Genomic DNA, 17,605 nt, shown 5'->3' with positions numbered 1-17,605 from the left:
CCGTACTTGTTTAATCGTCATGGAGAAACTTTACGACTACCTGCCAAGAGAACTGGTCACCTTCCTTTTGGTCACTGTATTCTCTTTACTCATCGGGCTTTCACAGCGTAAAATCAGCTTGAAGCGCGAAGGGGAAACTACGCTTTTCGGTACCGACCGCACCTTCACCTTTATAGGCATTCTGGGCTATCTGCTCTATATCCTCGACCCTACGGGCTATCGTCTGTTCATGGGAGGAGGAGCCATTCTGGGACTGCTGCTCGGACTGAACTATTATGTGAAGCAGTCACAGTACCATGTGTTCGGAGTAACCACCATCATTATTGCACTCATCACCTACTGTATTGCTCCCATTGTGGCCACGCAGCCGTCGTGGTTCTACGTCATGGTCATAGTGACCGTCCTGCTCTTCACCGAGCTGAAACACACCTTCACGGAACTGGCCCAGCGCATGAAGAACGACGAGATGATTACGCTTGCCAAGTTCCTTGCCATCAGCGGCATTATCCTGCCGATGCTGCCCAATGAGAATCTTATTCCCGGCATCAACCTGACGCCATACAGTATTTGGCTGGCCACGGTGGTTGTATCGGGCATTTCCTACCTTTCTTATCTGTTGAAGCGTTACGTTTTCCATGAGTCGGGCATTCTGGTTTCGGGCATCGTGGGAGGCTTGTACAGCAGCACGGCTACCATTTCCGTACTGGCGCGAAAGAGCCGTAAGGCTTCTGTGCAGGATGCTCCCGAATATGTGGCGGCCATGTTGTTGGCGGTCAGCATGATGTTCCTCCGTTTCTTGATATTGATAGGTATTTTCAGCCGGGAGACGCTACTGGCCATTTATCCCTACCTGCTGATAATGTCGGTGGTAACGGCTGCCGTGGCATGGTATCTGCATTCCAAGCGGAAACGGGTGGACGACGGCACGCAGACCACGGAGGACGAGGACAGCAGTAATCCGTTGGAGTTCAAGGTAGCGCTGATTTTTGCCATGCTGTTTGTGGTGTTCACTATCTTGACCCACTATACGCTGGTGTATGCCGGCACGGGTGGACTGAACTTGCTCTCTTTCATTTCGGGGTTCAGTGACATTACTCCTTTCATCCTGAACCTGCTTCAAGGAACGGGCAGTGTGGCGGTGCTGGTGATTACGGCTTGCAGCATGCAGGCTATTGTCAGCAATATAGCGGTAAACATGTGCTACGCGTTATTCTTTGCCGGTGGAAAAAGCCCTTTGCGGCCGTGGATATTGGGGGGATTCGGCTCTGTTATTGCCGCAAATATCTGTCTGTTACTTTTCTTCTATTTTCTCTAAATTGCTTTCTTTTTGCTTTTTTAACTCCGAAAGTCTCGTAAATGCATGAAAAAGGGGCTATTTTTGCCGAATTCATTGTGACAAAACTCGAACGGGAAACGTCTAATACCAAGACAATAAACATGAATAGTCACTAAATATAAAAACGCAATGAGAACAAAATGGACTGTGCTGCTATGGATGCTGATGATTTCGGGACTGCTTGCAGCGCAAAACACGGCAAACACTTCTTTCCAGGTTAAAGGAATTTTGCTCGACTCACTCACCCAGGAGGGTGAACCTTATGCTACCATTAAAATCGTGAAGAAAGAGGCCCCTGCAAAGGCGCTGAAAATGCTGGTAACGGACATGAAAGGCCAGTTCCAGGAGAAAGTACCCGGTACGGGCAACTTCGTGATGACCATCACTTCCGTGGGACGTACTCCCATCGTGAAGGACTTTTCTGTGAAGGCAGGGGAGAAGCTGGTGGACTTCGGCACGCTGTATATCGTAGATGCCTCCAATGAGCTGGGGCAGGTGGAAATAGTGGCACAGAAGCCTCTGGTGAAGGCAGATATCGACAAGATAGAGTACAATGTGCAGGATGACCCTGACGCCCAGTCGAACTCCGTGCTGGAAATGCTTCGCAAGGTACCGTTGGTAACGGTGGATGGCGAGGACAATATTCAGGTGAACGGGAGTAGCAGCTTTAAGGTATATGTCAACGGAAAGCCCAACAACATGATGAGCAACAACCCGACGGAAGTGCTGAAAAGTATGCCTGCAAACAGTATCAAGCATATTGAAGTGATAACCAATCCCGGCCCCAAGTATGACGCCGAGGGTGTGGGCGGTATTCTGAACATCGTCACCGTGGGCAGCGGACTCGAAGGCTATACGGCTACGTTCAGTGCCAACGTCAGCAACCGCGGTGCAGGCGGCGGGGCATTCGGTACCATAAAGAGCGGAAAGCTGACCGTCAGCGCCCGCTACAATTACAATTACAACGACCAGCCCCGCAACTACAGCAGTGGTAGCCAGCATGTGACACCGGAAGCTGTTACGGAGAATTCTTCCAATCTGGACTATGACGGCAGCAACAAGGGACACGGTTCTTTCCAGTCGGGCAGCATGGAGGCCAGCTACGAAATAGATACATTACGCTTGGTTACCATGTCTTTCGGACTTTGGGGCGGTGGGAATAAGAGTAACGGCTCTACGGACTACATCGCCACCTTTCCAGAGAACATAAACGCTGCTCCCATTTACAGCTACTCTGCCTTCAACCGCAGCAAGTCTTCCTGGTATTCCATCGACGGAGGTATCGACTACCAGCGTCTGTTCAAGGTCAAGGACCGCATGCTGACGTTCTCCTACAAGATAAACACCCGTCCGCAAACGTCGGATTCCTATACGGAATATGAAATAGACAATGGCTATAACCCCGATTGGGCAGACTATCTGAACCGTTTGAAGAACCAGCATAACGACGGTGAGCAGAATACCACGGAGCATACGTTCCAGGCCGACTATACCACGCCTATCGGCAAGCTGCATACATTGGAGGCAGGTGCCAAGTACATTCTGCGCAACAACTCCTCCGAAGACGACCGTTTTGATGCGGACGATACCGGAAAGTATGAATACAACAAGGACCAGAGCTCACACTACAAGCATTTGAACGATATTATCGCCGCCTATCTGGGATATGGACTGAAGGTGAAGAGACTTTCGGGCCGTTTGGGATTACGCTACGAGCATACCATCCAAGATGTGAAGTATCTGGTGGGCCGCGGCGAGGATTTCACAAAGAACTTCGACGACGTAGTGCCTTCCGCTTCTATCGGCTACAAGCTGACGGATATGTCCAATCTGCGTTTGGGGTACAACATGCGTATCTATCGTCCGGGAATCTGGTCTCTGAATCCTTATCTGAATGATACGGACCCCTCCTATATCAGCCAGGGTAATCCGAAGCTGGACAGTGAGAAGAGCCATGCTTTCAACTTGAGTTACAGTAACTTCACACAGAAGTTCAATATCAATATCTCGGCCCGCTACTCGTTTACCAACAACAGTATTGAGAATGTGACAAGGCTCATGCCCGATACGGAGATTGAGGGATTGAAGAACCCCACGGGCAAGGATGTGCTTTATTCTACCTATGCCAACATCGGCAAGACCCGTTATGCCAGTGTGAACGGTTACGTCAACTGGAATGCCACTCCACGTACACGTATCTACATGAACATGAGCGGCAATTACTCTTATCTGGAGGGCAGTGAAGGCATGCGTAACGATGGCTGGAGCCTCTTTGCCTACGGCGGTGCACAGCAGACGCTGCCCCATGACTGGCGCATCAGTCTGAATGTCTTCGGACAGACGCCGTGGATTATGCTGCAAGGTAAGGGCAGCAGCTTCTTTGATTATGGCTTGAGCGTCAACAAGTCCTTCTTGGACAAGCGCCTCACCTTGTCTGCCTTTGCCAGCAACTTCTTCAAGAAGTATATGGACCAAAGCTCCACCACCGAAGGCAGCGGTTTTATACGGGAAAGCAATTATAAGTACAGCCGCCAACGCTTTGGCATAAGCGTCAGCTACCGTATCGGTGAGTTGAAGGCAAGCGTGAAAAAGGCTGCGCGCACTATCAGCAATGATGATGTGAAGAGCGGTGGCAGTGGTTCCGGTGGCGGCGGTGAATAGGTTGTAAATACATCCCCTTCTGAAACTTGTACCTCGCTATTCATCAGAGAATACAAGTTTCAGAAGGGGATTTTTTATGATAGTAAGTTACTTGCTGACTGTTGAGAACCCCAACTCCTTCAACCCTTTCTGCACATCCGGATGACTCATGAAGAGCTTCCACAGCAGTCCCGACCGATAATTCTCGAGCATGACGGCTATCGGGCCCTGGTCAATGGCGAGGTAGCGCTGCGGATACCAGTTGTCCGTTTCGCTGAAAGCATCGTAGAAGCCATAGGGGCCGAAGACCTTATCTCCCATCTCGTAGAGGTGGCGCATCACTTGCAACGACTGTTCCGGGGTATAGACGATGGATGACAAGGCGGCAGTTGGAGAGATGACTCCCTGGTCGTCGCGTTCGTTGGGAGCGTGGGCGGCATATCCGTTGACGGAGTAGCTGGCTGTCAGTCCCCAGCAGTCGGGCCCGAAACCTTTGTAGTGCTTGGGGTTGCGGACACAGTAGGCACGGTTCACAAGCGTCAGGTTACGCATCTCGTCGAAGTAGTTGGCGCAGTATTCATCCTTCAGCCCGATGGGGTCGAGGCCGAGAAACGAGTATTGTGCCCAGAAGAGCGGTCCGGCTTCTGTGCCTTGATAGCGCAGATGCAACTCGATATTCTCCACTTTATGAGGGTCTACAATGGCCCCGTTCTGCGCCCAGCCCTCGTGATAGACTGCTGCAGGCACGCCGTGGGTAGGCGAGGCGGCGGCAAGGATATACATGATGAGGCATTCGTTGTAACCGTGTACGGGAAAGTTCATTTCCCAACCGTATTCCGAACTCCAGTGCCAATAGAGCACGTTCTGGCCGTTCTGGCGGTAGAAGTTCCAGTCCACTTCGCGCCACAGCTTGTCGATGCGGGCGGCGAGGGCTTGCTCGGCGGGCGAACCGTCGATGTAGTACTGGTGGACGGAGAGCAGCGCCTGCATGATGAAGGCTGTTTCTACCAGGTCGCCGCCATTGTCTTTCTGCCCGAAGGGTTTCACCTTGCCCGTATCGCCATACCACCAGTGTGGGTAGGCACCGTGGAAACGGTCAGCGGTTTCGAGGAAGGAGACGATTTTCTCCATTCGTTCCAGCCCTTCCTGGCGGGTGACATAGCCGCGGTCTATACCGGCAAGTATAGCCATGATGCCGAAGCCGCTTCCACCGGACGTGATTACGTTCTGGTCGTTCTCCGGATAGACACCGTCCATGTGGATGCGTTCGCGTGCCAGTCCGCTGTTGGGCTCGGCACCTTCCCAGAAGTAGTTGAAGGTACGGCGCTGTACGGTGTCCATCAGGGCATCGTCGCTCAGCCGGTCTTCTTTGGCGGCGGGGCTTTTGCATTGCGTGAAACCGAGCAACAGCAGGAACAATAATAAACTGTATTGTATTTTCATTGTACCAATGCTTACTTGTTTTTTTATCATTTACTTATCTATATTCATTGCACGGTCAATTCAACAAGTATAGGACAGTGGTCGGAAAGGTAGCTGTTCTCCGGTTTGTCTTGGATAACGCGGTAGCGGTCTATCTTTGCGCCTTTGGTCACGAAGACATAGTCCAGCAGTACGCGTTCCTCCACCGGCAGACGGCCGAAGTCATGGAAAGACCAGGACGGACCGTAGGTGACGGCAGCTGTCTTTGCGGCATTTTCCATTCCTCCCTTTTCCAGCGTTTGCAGAGGTTCTTCACCGGGCGTACAGTTAAAGTCACCGGTGATGATGGCGGGCATGTCCGGTGCTATCTCCTTGATTTTGTCGAGAATGAGTTGCACGCCCTCTTTGCGGGCTGTCTTTCCGTCGTTGTCCAGATGGGTGTTGAAATATACAAACTTTTGTCCGTTGTTCTTTTCCTGCAGTATCGCCCAGGTGGTGACACGGTTGTAGGAAGCGTCCCAGCCCTTGATGCCGATAGTTTCGGGTTGCTCGCTGAGGGAGAAATTGCCGTATTCCACCAGTGTAAACCGGTCGGTCCGGAAGAATATCGGGCAGTATTCGCCTGCTTCCTTGCCGTCGTCGCGCCCCACACCGAGTGCTGTGTATTGCGGCAGCCCGCGTTTTAGGTCTTCCATTTGGTTGTGAAGCACTTCCTGCATGCCCAGCAAGTCGGGGCTGTAGTAGGCTATCATACGGCAGGCGTCACCCTTGCGGTAATTCCAGTTGTTTACACTGTCCGAAGGAATATCCAGGCGGACATTGAACGTCATCACTTCCAGCGGCTGTCCGTTCTGTGCGGAGGGCTGGCTCTTGCAGCTGCCAAGGAGCAGAATGCTGCAAAAACAAAGGAGTAAAGTAGTATATCTCATGTTTTCTTGTTTTTAGAGTGCAATATTAAATATTTTATTTTATTTCAGTGTCAGTCGGGCTGTCTTTTCTGCCTGGCTGCTGCCACCTATCATCACATCGAAATCTCCCGGCTCGGCCACGTGGTTGAGGTCGTAGTCGTAGAAGCGGAGCAGCTCAGGGGTAATCTTGAAGGATACGGTCTTGCTTTCGCCCGCTTTCAGGAACACCTTTTCAAAGCCTTTCAGCTCGCGTACGGGGCGGGTAATGCTGCCTACGAGGTCGCGGATATAGAGCTGCACGACTTCTGCGCCGTCACGCTTGCCGGTATTGGTCACGGTGACTACGGCAGTGGTGGAGCCATTTTGTCCCATGACCGGGGTACTGAGGGCGATGTCGCTGTACCGGAAAGTGGTGTACGAGAGACCGTAGCCGAAGGGATACAGCGGCTCATTGTCCACATCCAGATAGTTGCTGCGAAACTTCTCGAACCATTTGCCTTCTGCCAGCGGTCGTCCGGTATTCTTATGGTTGTAGAACAAGGGTATCTGCCCCACGTTTTTCGGGAAAGTCATGGTCAGCTTACCGCTTGGGTTCACGTCGCCGAACAGCACGTCGCCAATGGCATAGGCCGCTTCGCTGCCACCGAACCATACGTTCAAGATGGCGGGCACATGTTCCTGCTCCCAGGTGAGCGTCAGCGGCCGGCCGGTGAAGAGGGTTAGTACAACGGGCTTGCCGGTCTTCAGCAAGGCCTCCAGCAGGGTGCGTTGCACGTCGGGGATGCCGAGGTCGGTACGGCTCGAGCTTTCACCGCTCATTTCGGAAGACTCGCCCAGGGCGGCTACAATCACGTCGGCACCGGAGGCCACCTTCAAAGCTTCGTCCAACAGTTTCTTATCCGTACGGTTGTCCCGGTTCAGCGAACGGCCGAATAGGGTGGCGCGTTCCTCGTAGGCTGCATCACTGATGAGGTTGCTACCTTTGGCGTAGGTGATGTTCACCCGGCTGGCTGTCATCTCCTTCAATCCTTCGTACAGAGAGGGATAGTCGTCCAGGCGTGCGGCAACACTCCAGGTACCGGGCATGTTGCTGCGGGTATTGCCCAGGGGGCCGATGACGGCGACGGTGCCTTGCTTCTCTAAGGGAAGGACGGGACGAGAAGACTTCTTGCCTTGTCCCTCAAAAGGTTCGTTTTTCAGCAGCACAAAGCTTTCGGCGGCAATCCGGCGGGCAGCGGCGCGGTGCTCGCGGGTGAAGATGTCGCGTGCGGGACGGCTGAGGTCGCAGTATTTGTAAGGGTCATCGAACAGCCCTAACTTGTATTTCGCTTCAAGGATGCGGCGGCAGGCTGCATCCAGCGTCTTCATGGTTATTTTGCCTTCGGTGAGCGACTTTTTCAACGTGCCTACGAAACCTTCGCTCACCATATCCATGTCCACACCGGCGTTGAGCGCACGGGTGGAAACGGTCTGCAGGTTGCCGATTCCGTGTTCCACCATTTCGGAGATACCGGTAAAGTCGGTCACCACAAAACCGTTGAAGCCCCATTGTTTGCGCAGTACATCTGTCATCAGCCAGTGGTTGGCGGTGGCGGGCACGCCGTCCACTTCGTTGAAGGAGGCCATCGCACTACCCACTCCGGCGCGGACGGCTGCTTCATAGGGGTACATGTATTCGTTGAACATGCGGTTGCGGCTCATGTCTACCGTGTTGTAGTCGCGTCCGGCTTCTCCGGCACCGTACAGTGCGAAGTGCTTGACGCATGCCATGATTTCGTCGTTCCGTTTCAGTTGGTCGTCCGGGTCTTTTCCCTGATACCCCAACACCATGGCGCGGGCGATGGCACCTCCGAGGAACGGGTCTTCTCCCGACCCTTCGGATACACGTCCCCAGCGTGGGTCACGGCTGATGTCTACCATCGGACTGAATGTCCATGAGATACCGTCGGCACTGGCTTCTGTAGCGGCTATGCGGGCAGACTGCTCGATGGCTGCCATATCCCACGTGCAGGAGAGGCCGAGGGGGATGGGGAAGATGGTCTCATAGCCATGTATCACATCCATGCCGAACAGTAGGGGGATGCCCAGGCGGGAATTCTCTACGGCCAGTTTCTGTACGTCGCGTATCTTGGCCACTCCTTTCAGATTGAAAAGCCCTCCCACGAGCCCCTGCTCAATCTTCTTGGCCACGTCGCTGCTCTTTGCCTGACCGGTAGTGATCTCTCCGGTCACGGGCAGGTTGAGCTGGCCGATTTTCTCTTCCACAGTCATCCGGCGCATCAGTGCGTCGATGAAGCGGTCCATGTCCTGCGGAGATTTCTGCGCCTGCACGGTGGCGGTGACACCTATTAAAGCGGTCGCGAGCAGCAGACTTGTTCTCTTGAAAATTTTCTTCATATTCATATTGAATTAATTGTTTGTAAGTATGTTCCCTTCATTGTTTTTAGATTGCCGTCACTCTATTGCAGTGGCGCTATGACTTCTTTGCAACGGTGCTGCAATTTCTCTGCAGTGATACTGCAAACGATTTGCAGCGCTACTGCAACTGCTTTGCAGCGACACTGCAACTGTTGTGCAGTGCTACTGCAACACTTTTGCAGTGCCACTGCAAAAAGTTTGCAGCTCTTTGCAGTAGCAATGCTTTGATTGATAGCAAGTTATAAAACAGACCTTTTGCCATTGATTGGGTCGGCTGTTTCCTTTGGCCGGGTATCAATAGTCGGGGTTCTGTACCAGTACTCCGTTCGATTTGTCTATCTCTGTCTGGGGCAGAGGCAGCAGCGCATTCTTGTCCTGGTAATTCTTTCCGGCAGCTTGCAGCACTTCTTTGGCAATGCCCCAGCGCACGAGGTCGTAGAAGCGGTCGGGTTCCAGTGCCAGCTCTACGCGGCGTTCGTGGCGAATGGCGTCACGCAGCACAGACTGGCTGGCAGATTCTACCTTCGGAAGCACGTCTGCCAGTGTGCCGCGGGCATGGGCGCGTACTTGTTCCAGATACCCGGCGGCTTCGCCCGTCAGCCCTTTCTCGTTGGCGGCTTCGGCAGCCATCAGCAGCACGTCCGGATAGCGGATGAGGCGGATGTTTACCCAGAAACCCATACGGCTGTACTTGCGGCGCAGTGTCGGGTCCGTGTAGGCCTTCTTGTTGAAGTAGGCACCCATGGCGGTGGATACGGGTGACTCGCCATAAGGCTGGTTGGTATTCTCCGGTGTGATGGGCTCGTCCGTGCTGCGGCGGAAGTAGAGCAATGTGGCGTTCCGGCGCGGGTCGCCCGGCTCAAAGGCTTCTCCCATCAGTTTGGTGGCCATGTGCCAGCCCCATCCCAGGTCCCACTCGCCGGCTCCGCGCACCCCTTGCACCTGGCAGAACTGGCTGCCGATGCTGGCATCCTCTTTCATGGCATCGGTGGCTTCGCATTGCAGTTCGAAGATGCTCTCGCCGCAGTTTTCCCCTTCTACGGTGAAGACTTTGTCGACCGGTGTATTCAGGTTGTAGATGCCCGACTTTATCACTTCGGTGGAGGCTGTGTACATATTGTCCCAATCGTTCCGCATCATATAGGTGCGTGCGTGCAGGGAGCGTGCGGCGCCCCAGGTCAGCCGTCCCGTATAGTCGCTGTCCCACCGCAGGGGCAGGCATTCTTCGGCTTCGGTCAGGTCTTTGTCAATCTGTTCGTATATCTTTTCCGCCGTGGTCTTGGGCACGTTGGCATCGGAGGCTTCCACTACCTTGATGGTGACCAGCGGCACTTCGCCAAAGGCGCGTACCAGGTTGAAGTAGCACCAGGCACGGAAGAAGAGCGCTTCGCCGCGGTTGCGGATGGCTTCGGTGTCGTCCTTGTGTCCGCTCTTCTCAATGTCGTCCAGGATTTCGTTGCACTGGTAGATGATTTTGTAGTTCTGTCCCCAATAGGCGCTGAGCGGCCCGTTGGAGGCAGTGTATTCGAAGTCGTCCCACATGGCGGCCTCGTTGCTGCCGTCGCCGGCGTCACTGCCTTTCTCGGAGTCCTCGCTGCGCACCATGTGCACCATAAAAGCAGGAATACCGGCAGTGATGTCGTACGAGCGCATCAGGTAGTAGACGTTGAATATCTTCCCGCCTACAAGGGCGTTGGGAGAGTCATCTTCCGTGAACTGCCCCAGCGGATCGCGGTCCAGGAAGTCGTTGCAGGATGTCAGTGAGAGGGCTGTTGCACCCACCAGCAATGTAAATATGTATTTTATCAGTTTCATAAATTTATATTTTTCATTCCCCGTTCCCTTTGAAGGAGTCGGGGGAGGTTTGAAGTTACTCTTTTTTAGGGGAGAGGCTTTTAGAACGTCAGATTAAATCCGAACGTATAAATCGCCGGCATCGGATAACTGCCGTCGTCCACCCCGAAGGCGATGGCACTTCCGCCCAGTTCCGGGGTATATCCGGTGTTGTGCTTCCACGTCTTCAGGTTCTGTATGTTCACGTAGAGCTTCAGCGCCTGCATGCCTATCTTCGAAATCAGCGCCTTGTCGAAGTTGTATGCCAGCGACACGTTACGGATGCGGAAGAACGAGCCGTCCTCTATGTAATACTCGGAGTTCAGATTGTTGATGGTATGCTTGGTGTTCAGCAGCGGCTGGGTGTTGCTGGTCCCTTCACCGTGCCAGCGGTCCATGCGTTGCTCCATAAAGTTGAACTGGCTCCAGTTGTAGTTGTCCCAGGTACGGTAAATCTGATTGCCGCCTTGTCCCATCATGTCAACGGCAAGCTCCCAGTTCTTGTAGCCCAGGCCGAGCGTGAAGCCGTAGGTGACATCGGGTGTAGGATTACCAATCATCGTACGGTCTGCCGTGGTGATTTCACCGTCACCGTTCACGTCGCGGAATTTCAGGTCGCCCGGGGTGACGGTTGCCAGTGTGTTCTTGGGAGAGTGCTCAATCTCCTCCTGGGTCTGGTAGACGCCTTCCACCTTGTAGCCGTAGAAGTAGCCGATGGGGTATCCTGCCATTGTGTAGCTCTGCTGCTTGTCTCCGGCTATGATGGAGTAGCCTTCCTGCACGAGGCTCAGTACCTTGTTCTTGATGGTGGCAAGGTTCATTCCGATGTTGTAGTTCCAGTCGCCTATCCGGTCGCGCCAGCTCAAGGCAAGCTCTACGCCCGAATTCTCGATGGAGCCAAGGTTTCCGATACCCGGTACGGTGCCCGAGATGCCCGGCACTTCGGCCAGCAGGTCTTTGGTTTTCTTCTTGTAGTACACCCCTTCAAAGTGCAGGCGGTTGCGGAGGAAGTTGGCTTCTGCACCGGCTTCCCAGGCTTCCACCTTCTCCCAGCGCAGTTTGGGGTTGGGCAGGTAGGCAAGCTGGTAGCCCGGATAGATGGCAGACGGGGTGCCGAACACGGCGGAGTAGGCATTCGTCAGCAACGGTTCGGCGGGATAGGCGCGGTCCAGGTTCTGGTTGCCCAGTGTGCCCCATGAGCCTTTCAGTTTCAGCATATCCAGCCAGGTGATGTCCTTCATCCATGCTTCCTCGCTCATCAGCCAGCCCAGGCCGACGGAGTAGAAGTTCTGCCACTGGTTGCCGGTGTAGGAGAAGGCGGAAGAACCGTCGCGGCGGTAGGAGCCGTTGAACAGGTACTTGCCCTTGTAGTTGTAGAGCACGCGTGCCAGCACGGACACGGTGGAGCGCTCCCACTGCGTACTGCCGTTGGTGGCGGTGGCTGCGTCGCCGATACTTACGTACCATTTGTCGGGATTGTCCGGAATGACCAGGCCTACCCCTTGGGTACGGGCGCCGTTCAGATTCTCGAGCTTGTTGTAGTAGGTGGTGAAACCGGCTGTGGCCGTCACGCTGTGGTCTCCCCAGGAGTTGGTGTAGGTCAGCAGATAGTCGCTCTGTACCTTCATTTCCGTTTCTTTGGCTTGGGACACTCCGGTCTTGCCGTTGCCCAGCGTGGCTATGTCTCCCTCGACGCTTGCGTCATATACCTGGATAACCGGGGTGTATGTCCGTGTGCTGTTCGAGGCATAGTCCAGGGAGAACATGGCCTTGAACTGGAAGTGTTTCAGGAAATCCCATTGCCCGTACACGTTGCCCGAGCCACGGTAGTTCTCGGCTTTCGTGGTATTCGCCTTCAGGTCTACGTCCACCATCGGGTTGTTCATCTGTGCCTTCTGGAATCCGGGCAGTGAGGTGTAGAGGCCGTACTCGGAGTTGAATACATGCGCCACCGGAGCTGCGCGCAGGGCTGTAGCCACACTCTTCGTGTCGGCGGGCAGCATGCGTGCCCCGTTGAATTGAAAACCTACCTTGAGGTTGTCCGTCACTTTATAGTCGTTGCTGATGTTCAGCGTAATCTTGCTGTACTTCTCGTGCTTGATGTTGCCTTGTTCGTAGGCATAGCCCGCACCGAGATAGAAGCTGTTCTTGTCCGAGGCACCCGTGATGCTGATGTTGTTGTTGGTGATGAACCCAGTCTGGAAGATTTCATCCTGCCAGTTGGTGTTTCCCGTCCAGTCCGAGAAGTTGTATTCCGGGTTGCCTTCATTCCTCAACTGTTCGTTGTACAGCAGTTTGAAGCCTTCGGCATCCGTCAGTGCAATTTTGTCGGTGACGGACTTGAAACCGAACGAGCCGTTGATATTGACGCGTGTCTGTCCCTCTTTCGCCTTCTTGGTGGTGATGATAATCACGCCGTTGGCACCGCGCACACCGAAGATGGCGAGCGACGACGGGTCTTTTAGTATCTCCATGGATTCGATGTCCTGCGGATTCAGGAAGTTGATGTTGTCGTTGAACAGTCCGTCCACCACATAGAGTGGCTTGTAGCCGTTGATGGAGTTTGTTCCGCGTACACGGATTTCCGGGTCGGAGCCTGCCTTGCCGGAGTTTATCACCTGCACGCCGGCAATCTTTCCTTGCAGTGCGGATACGGGGTTGACCACCGGCTTGTTGGCGATTTCGTCGCCTTTAATGTTGGTGATGGAGCCCGTAAGGTCTCGCTTCTTGGCGCTGCCATAACCGATGACAACGGTTTCGGCCAGCATCTGCGAGTCGTCTTTCATCTGGACGTTGATTACCGACTGGCTGCCTACCTTGACAGCTTGCTTCACCATGCCTACATAGGAAAAATCCAATGTGTTCTCCGGGGTGGCCTGGATGGAGTACCGGCCGTCTATGTCGGTAATCACGCCATTGGAGGTTCCCTGCACCAATACGGTGGCACCAATCAGCGGGTCACCCAGGGCATCGGTCACGGTACCGGTTACTGTTTTCTCCTGCGCCGATGCGGCGACACTTGCCAGCAGGCACACCGTCAGAAATAGGTTTCTCAGTCTTCCGGTTTTCTTCTTGGGAAGGTTTAGGTTCTTCTTCATTACATTGATTTTTTAGTGGATAAATCATTCAGTTTCTCCTCTGAACAATCAAAATGCAAAAAAGATTTGGTGACGGTGTTAAAAAAGGGCAGCCCGGTTTTCGCGGACTGCCCTCTTACCTAAAAGCAAAACTATACCTATTTCAACTCAAAACTCGTAGTCTTTACATCGCGGCTGTTGGGTCCAATCATTACATGGAACTCGCCGGGTTCGTATACATACTGTATGTCGTAGTTGTAGAACTTCAGCAATTCGGGGGTAATGGTGAAGGTCACCTGCTTGCTTTCGCCTTTTTTCAGGTGGATGCGCTCGAAGCCTTTCAGCTCTTTCACGGGGCGGGTAATGCTGCCCACCAAGTCGCGGATATAGAGCTGTACGATTTCATCTGCATCGTAGTTACCCGTATTGGTTACGGTTACGGAAGCGGTCAGCTTGCCGTCCGCATTCAGTTGCTTGGAGCTGAGCGTGATGTCACTGTACTGGAAGGTGGTGTAGCTCAAGCCATAGCCGAAAGGATACAGCGGGTCGTTGCTCACATCCAGGTAGTTGCTGCGGAACTTCTCGAACCATTTGCCTTCTTTCAGAGGACGGCCGGTATTCTTGTGGTTGTATGCCATAGGCAACTGGCCCACATTCTGCGGGAAAGTGGTGGTCAGCTTACCGCTGGGGCAAACGTCTCCGAACACTACGTCGGCAATGGCGTCTGCAGCTTCACTACCTCCGAACCATACATTCAGGATGGCAGGAACATTTTCATTCTCCCAAGTCAGCACTACGGGACGTCCGGAGAACAATACCAATACTACGGGTTTGCCCGTTTTCAGCAATGCTTCCAGCAGGTGGCGCTGTGCGTCCGGCATTTCCAGTTCGGAACGGCTACTGCTCTCACCACTCATCTCGGAGGACTCGCCGAGGGCGGCTACAATGACATCGGCTTGTGCGGCTACTTTCAGGGCTTCGTCCAGCAGTTCTTGGTCATTGCCACGGGGCAGTTCACGGCCGAACATCGTGGCGCGTGTCTGGTAGTCGGCATCGTACATCAGGTTGCTGCCTTGTGCATAGAGAATGTTGGCCTTGGAGCCGACAGAATTCTTGAAACCTTCCAGCAGGGTGCTGTATTTGTCTGCTGTGGCTGCCACACTCCAAGTGCCCGGCATGTTGGCACGGGTGTTGGCAAGCGGGCCAATCAAGGCGATATTGCCTTTGCGTTGCAAGGGCAGCAGATTGTCCTGGTTCTTCAGCAGTACGAATGTCTCTGTGGCAATCTGGCGGGCGATGGAACGGTGTTCGGGAGTGAACACTTCTTTTTCGGCACGCTTCACGTCGCAGTATTTATACGGATTGGCAAACAGTCCCAGCTTGTATTTGGCTTCTAGGATGCGTCGGCAGGCTTTGTCAATGTCGGCCTCAGTCACTTTGCCTTCTTTCAGGGATTTTTCCAGTGTGCCGATAAATCCGTCGGCTACCATGTCCATGTCTGTTCCGGCGGTCAAGGCACGTGCGGATACTTCCTGCAGGTCGCCGATTCCGTGGTCTATCATTTCGGAGATGGCTGTATAGTCTGTCACCACGAAGCCGTCGAAGCCCCATTGGTTGCGCAGTACGTCGGTCAGCAGCCAGTGGTTGGCAGTGGCGGGTACTCCGTCAATTTCATTGAAGGAGGTCATTGCGCTACCCACACCGGCTTCTACGGCAGCCTTGTAGGGAGGGAAGTATTCGTTGAACATACGGTTGCGGCTCATATCCACCGTGTTGTAGTCGCGGCCGGCTTCTCCGGCGCCATACAGTGCGAAGTGCTTTACGCAAGCCATTATCTCGTTGTTGGCACTCATATCCTTGCCCTGATAACCGCGAATCATGGCTTGTGCAATGGCTGAACCCAGGAAGGGGTCTTCACCGTTGCCTTCTGATACACGTCCCCAACGGGCATCGCGGCAGATGTCCACCATCGGGCTGAACGTCCAGCAGATACCGTCTGCACTCGACTCAATGGCGGCGATACGGGCCGATTTCTCTATAGCCTCCATGTCCCAACTGCACGAGAGTGCCAAGGGGATGGGGAATACCGTTTCGTAACCGTGAATCACGTCCATACCGAACAGCAAGGGGATGCCCAGGCGGCTGTTCTCTACGGCAAGTTTCTGCACTTCGCGGATGTTCTTCACGCCTTTCAGGTTGAACAGACCTCCGACTTCACCGTTGCGGATTTTACCGGCAACGTCGCTGCTCTTGGCTTGTCCGGTGACGATGTTTCCCGTTACCGGCAGGTTGAGCTGACCGATTTTCTCGTGCAGCGTCATTTTGCCCATCAGCTCCGTAATGAATTTATCCATCTCCTGCGGATTGCCTTGGGATGTGTTTTCTTTGGGCGTTGCCGTCACGGTGAGGGCAGAGAAAGCCAAGGCTGCTAATAATGTGTATTTCTTCATATGATATAATTTTGATTATCCCCTCCGGCCCCCTGAAGGGGGAGGGGAATAGTGATATAGAAATTCAACTTAAGCTTAGCTGCTCCATCATGTCGCATACTAACTTCAATCGTAAATCCCTAAGCCTTAAATCCCAGCTTCTGCAATCCTTCCTGAACCTCGGGACAGCTCATGAAGAGTTTCCACAACAAGCCGGAACGATAGTTCTCAATCATCGGGGCAATGGTGCATTGGTCGATGGCAAGATAGCGGGGCACCGTCCAGTCACTTCCCTCGGAGAAGGCATCGTAGAATCCGTACTTGCCCCAAATCCAGTCGCCTTTGGAATAGAAATACTTCAGTGCACGCATGGATTCCTCCGGTGTGTAGGGAAAACTGGACAAGGCTGCTGTCGGTGTGATGACACCATGGTCGTTGTCGCCCGGGCAGTGGGCTGCATAGCCTTTGGTAGAGTAGCTGGCGGTCAGTCCCCAGCAGTCCTCGCCGTAACCTTTGTATTGTTTGGGATTCTCCACGCAGTAGCGGTAGTTGGAGAGGGCATGGTTGCGCACCACGTTCCAGTAGTTGGCATAGCGGTCGCTCAGGTTGCGCGGGTCCAGACCGATGTGCGAGTATTGTGCCCAGAACAAGGGACCGCCCAGTTTCTCGGCTCCGTTGTGTTTCAATTCCAAAGGCAGGCCGTAGGGGGCAGAGTCGGACTTGATGCCGCCGCCGCGTGCCCAGCCGTTGTGGTAGGCTGAAGCCGGAACGGGATAAGTGGGGGAGGAGGCTGCGAGCACATACACAATCAATGCTTCGTTGTAGCCTTCCAGCGGGAAGTTCATTTCCCAGTTGTATTCAGGAGACCAGTGCCAGTAGATGACATCCTTGCCATTCTGATACCAGCTGAACTCCATCTCTTTCCACAATTGGTTAATCTTCTCTGCCAGCGCCTTTTCCTGCTCGTTGCCGTCGCGGAAGTATTGGCGTACGCAAAGCAAGCTTTGCATCAGGAAGCAGCTTTCCACCAAGTCTCCGCCGTTATCTTTTTGTCCGAAAGGTTTCACCTTGCCGGTAGGGCCGTACAACCAATGGGGCCATACGCCGTGGAAGCGGTCGGCGCGTTTCAGGTAATCGGCAATCTTGGTCAGGCGCTTCACGCCTTCTTCCCTGGGGATGAAGCCGCGTTCGATGCCTACCAGCAGTCCGGCTATACCAAATCCGCTGCCGCCGGTGGTGACAACATTCTGGTCCTTTTCGGGATAATCCCCATCCAGGTGGATGCGTTCGCGTGCCAGTCCGGAGGTCGGTTCCGCACCGTCCCACATGTAGTTCAAATGTACCTTCTGGATGTAATCAAGCATTTCGTCATCCGAAGCGAATGATTCGGGACGTACTTCCTCTGTGTCGGGCTTTTCCTCTTTTCCGTTCTCTTTCCCGTTTTCCTTCAAGTCGGAAGAGCAGGATGCACAGCTCGCCAATGTGGAAATCAGGAACAAAGCCAGCACATGTATCATTATTGGTTTTTTCATATCTTTATTT

The 17,605-nt window shown here is 53.8% G+C and carries 9 protein-coding genes; 2 read left to right on the top strand and 7 right to left on the bottom strand.

What is annotated here, in order from left to right; translation table 11 throughout:
- Positions 1-19: 19 nt before the first annotated feature.
- A complete protein-coding gene (locus DWX62_RS01160) occupies positions 20-1,315 on the top strand; it encodes a DUF4010 domain-containing protein (protein ID WP_005830344.1) in 1,296 nt (431 codons plus the stop codon).
- 150 nt (positions 1,316-1,465) lie between these two features.
- The gene (locus tag DWX62_RS01155; protein WP_008662721.1) at positions 1,466-3,997 is read left to right on the top strand and encodes a TonB-dependent receptor; all 2,532 of its coding nucleotides are present in this window, start codon (positions 1,466-1,468) and stop codon (positions 3,995-3,997) included.
- Between the two features lie 87 nt (positions 3,998-4,084).
- On the opposite strand, the gene DWX62_RS01150 is transcribed toward DWX62_RS01155, so the two are convergent.
- The 7 genes from DWX62_RS01150 to DWX62_RS01115 all read right to left on the bottom strand — a co-directional run bounded on the left by DWX62_RS01150 (position 4,085) and on the right by DWX62_RS01115 (position 17,595).
- Positions 4,085-5,419 carry a glucoamylase family protein gene (locus tag DWX62_RS01150; protein ID WP_034525907.1) on the bottom strand — a complete coding sequence of 445 codons (1,335 nt, stop codon included), beginning with the start codon at positions 5,417-5,419 and terminating at the stop codon, positions 4,085-4,087.
- Positions 5,420-5,463: 44 nt separating this feature from the next.
- On the bottom strand, positions 5,464-6,327 hold the full coding sequence (locus tag DWX62_RS01145) for an endonuclease/exonuclease/phosphatase family protein (protein WP_008662722.1): 864 nt from the start codon (positions 6,325-6,327) through the stop codon (positions 5,464-5,466).
- Between the two features lie 39 nt (positions 6,328-6,366).
- A complete protein-coding gene (gene bglX, locus DWX62_RS01140) occupies positions 6,367-8,703 on the bottom strand; it encodes a beta-glucosidase BglX (protein WP_034525957.1) in 2,337 nt (778 codons plus the stop codon).
- Between the two features lie 315 nt (positions 8,704-9,018).
- Entirely contained in the window at positions 9,019-10,539 is a 1,521-nt protein-coding gene (locus tag DWX62_RS01130) for a RagB/SusD family nutrient uptake outer membrane protein (protein ID WP_005830332.1), read from the bottom strand.
- Positions 10,540-10,619: 80 nt separating this feature from the next.
- Entirely contained in the window at positions 10,620-13,655 is a 3,036-nt protein-coding gene (locus tag DWX62_RS01125; RefSeq protein WP_035447064.1) for a TonB-dependent receptor, read from the bottom strand.
- A gap of 137 nt (positions 13,656-13,792) precedes the next feature.
- Positions 13,793-16,084, bottom strand: coding sequence for a beta-glucosidase BglX (gene bglX / locus DWX62_RS01120; RefSeq protein ID WP_005830329.1), 2,292 nt, complete (start codon positions 16,082-16,084; stop codon positions 13,793-13,795).
- A 119-nt stretch (positions 16,085-16,203) separates the two neighbouring features.
- Positions 16,204-17,595, bottom strand: a complete 1,392-nt coding sequence (locus DWX62_RS01115) for a glucoamylase family protein (RefSeq protein WP_035447059.1) — start codon at positions 17,593-17,595, stop codon at positions 16,204-16,206.
- Between the last annotated feature and the right edge of the window lie 10 nt (positions 17,596-17,605).

The sequence above is a fragment of the Bacteroides sp. AF20-13LB genome, from assembly GCF_003603065.1.
In the GTDB taxonomy this organism is placed as follows: Bacteria; Bacteroidota; Bacteroidia; order Bacteroidales; family Bacteroidaceae; genus Bacteroides; species Bacteroides uniformis.
Note: the sequence above shows the minus strand (reverse complement) of the source record. Positions and strands in the feature narration are given on the sequence as shown.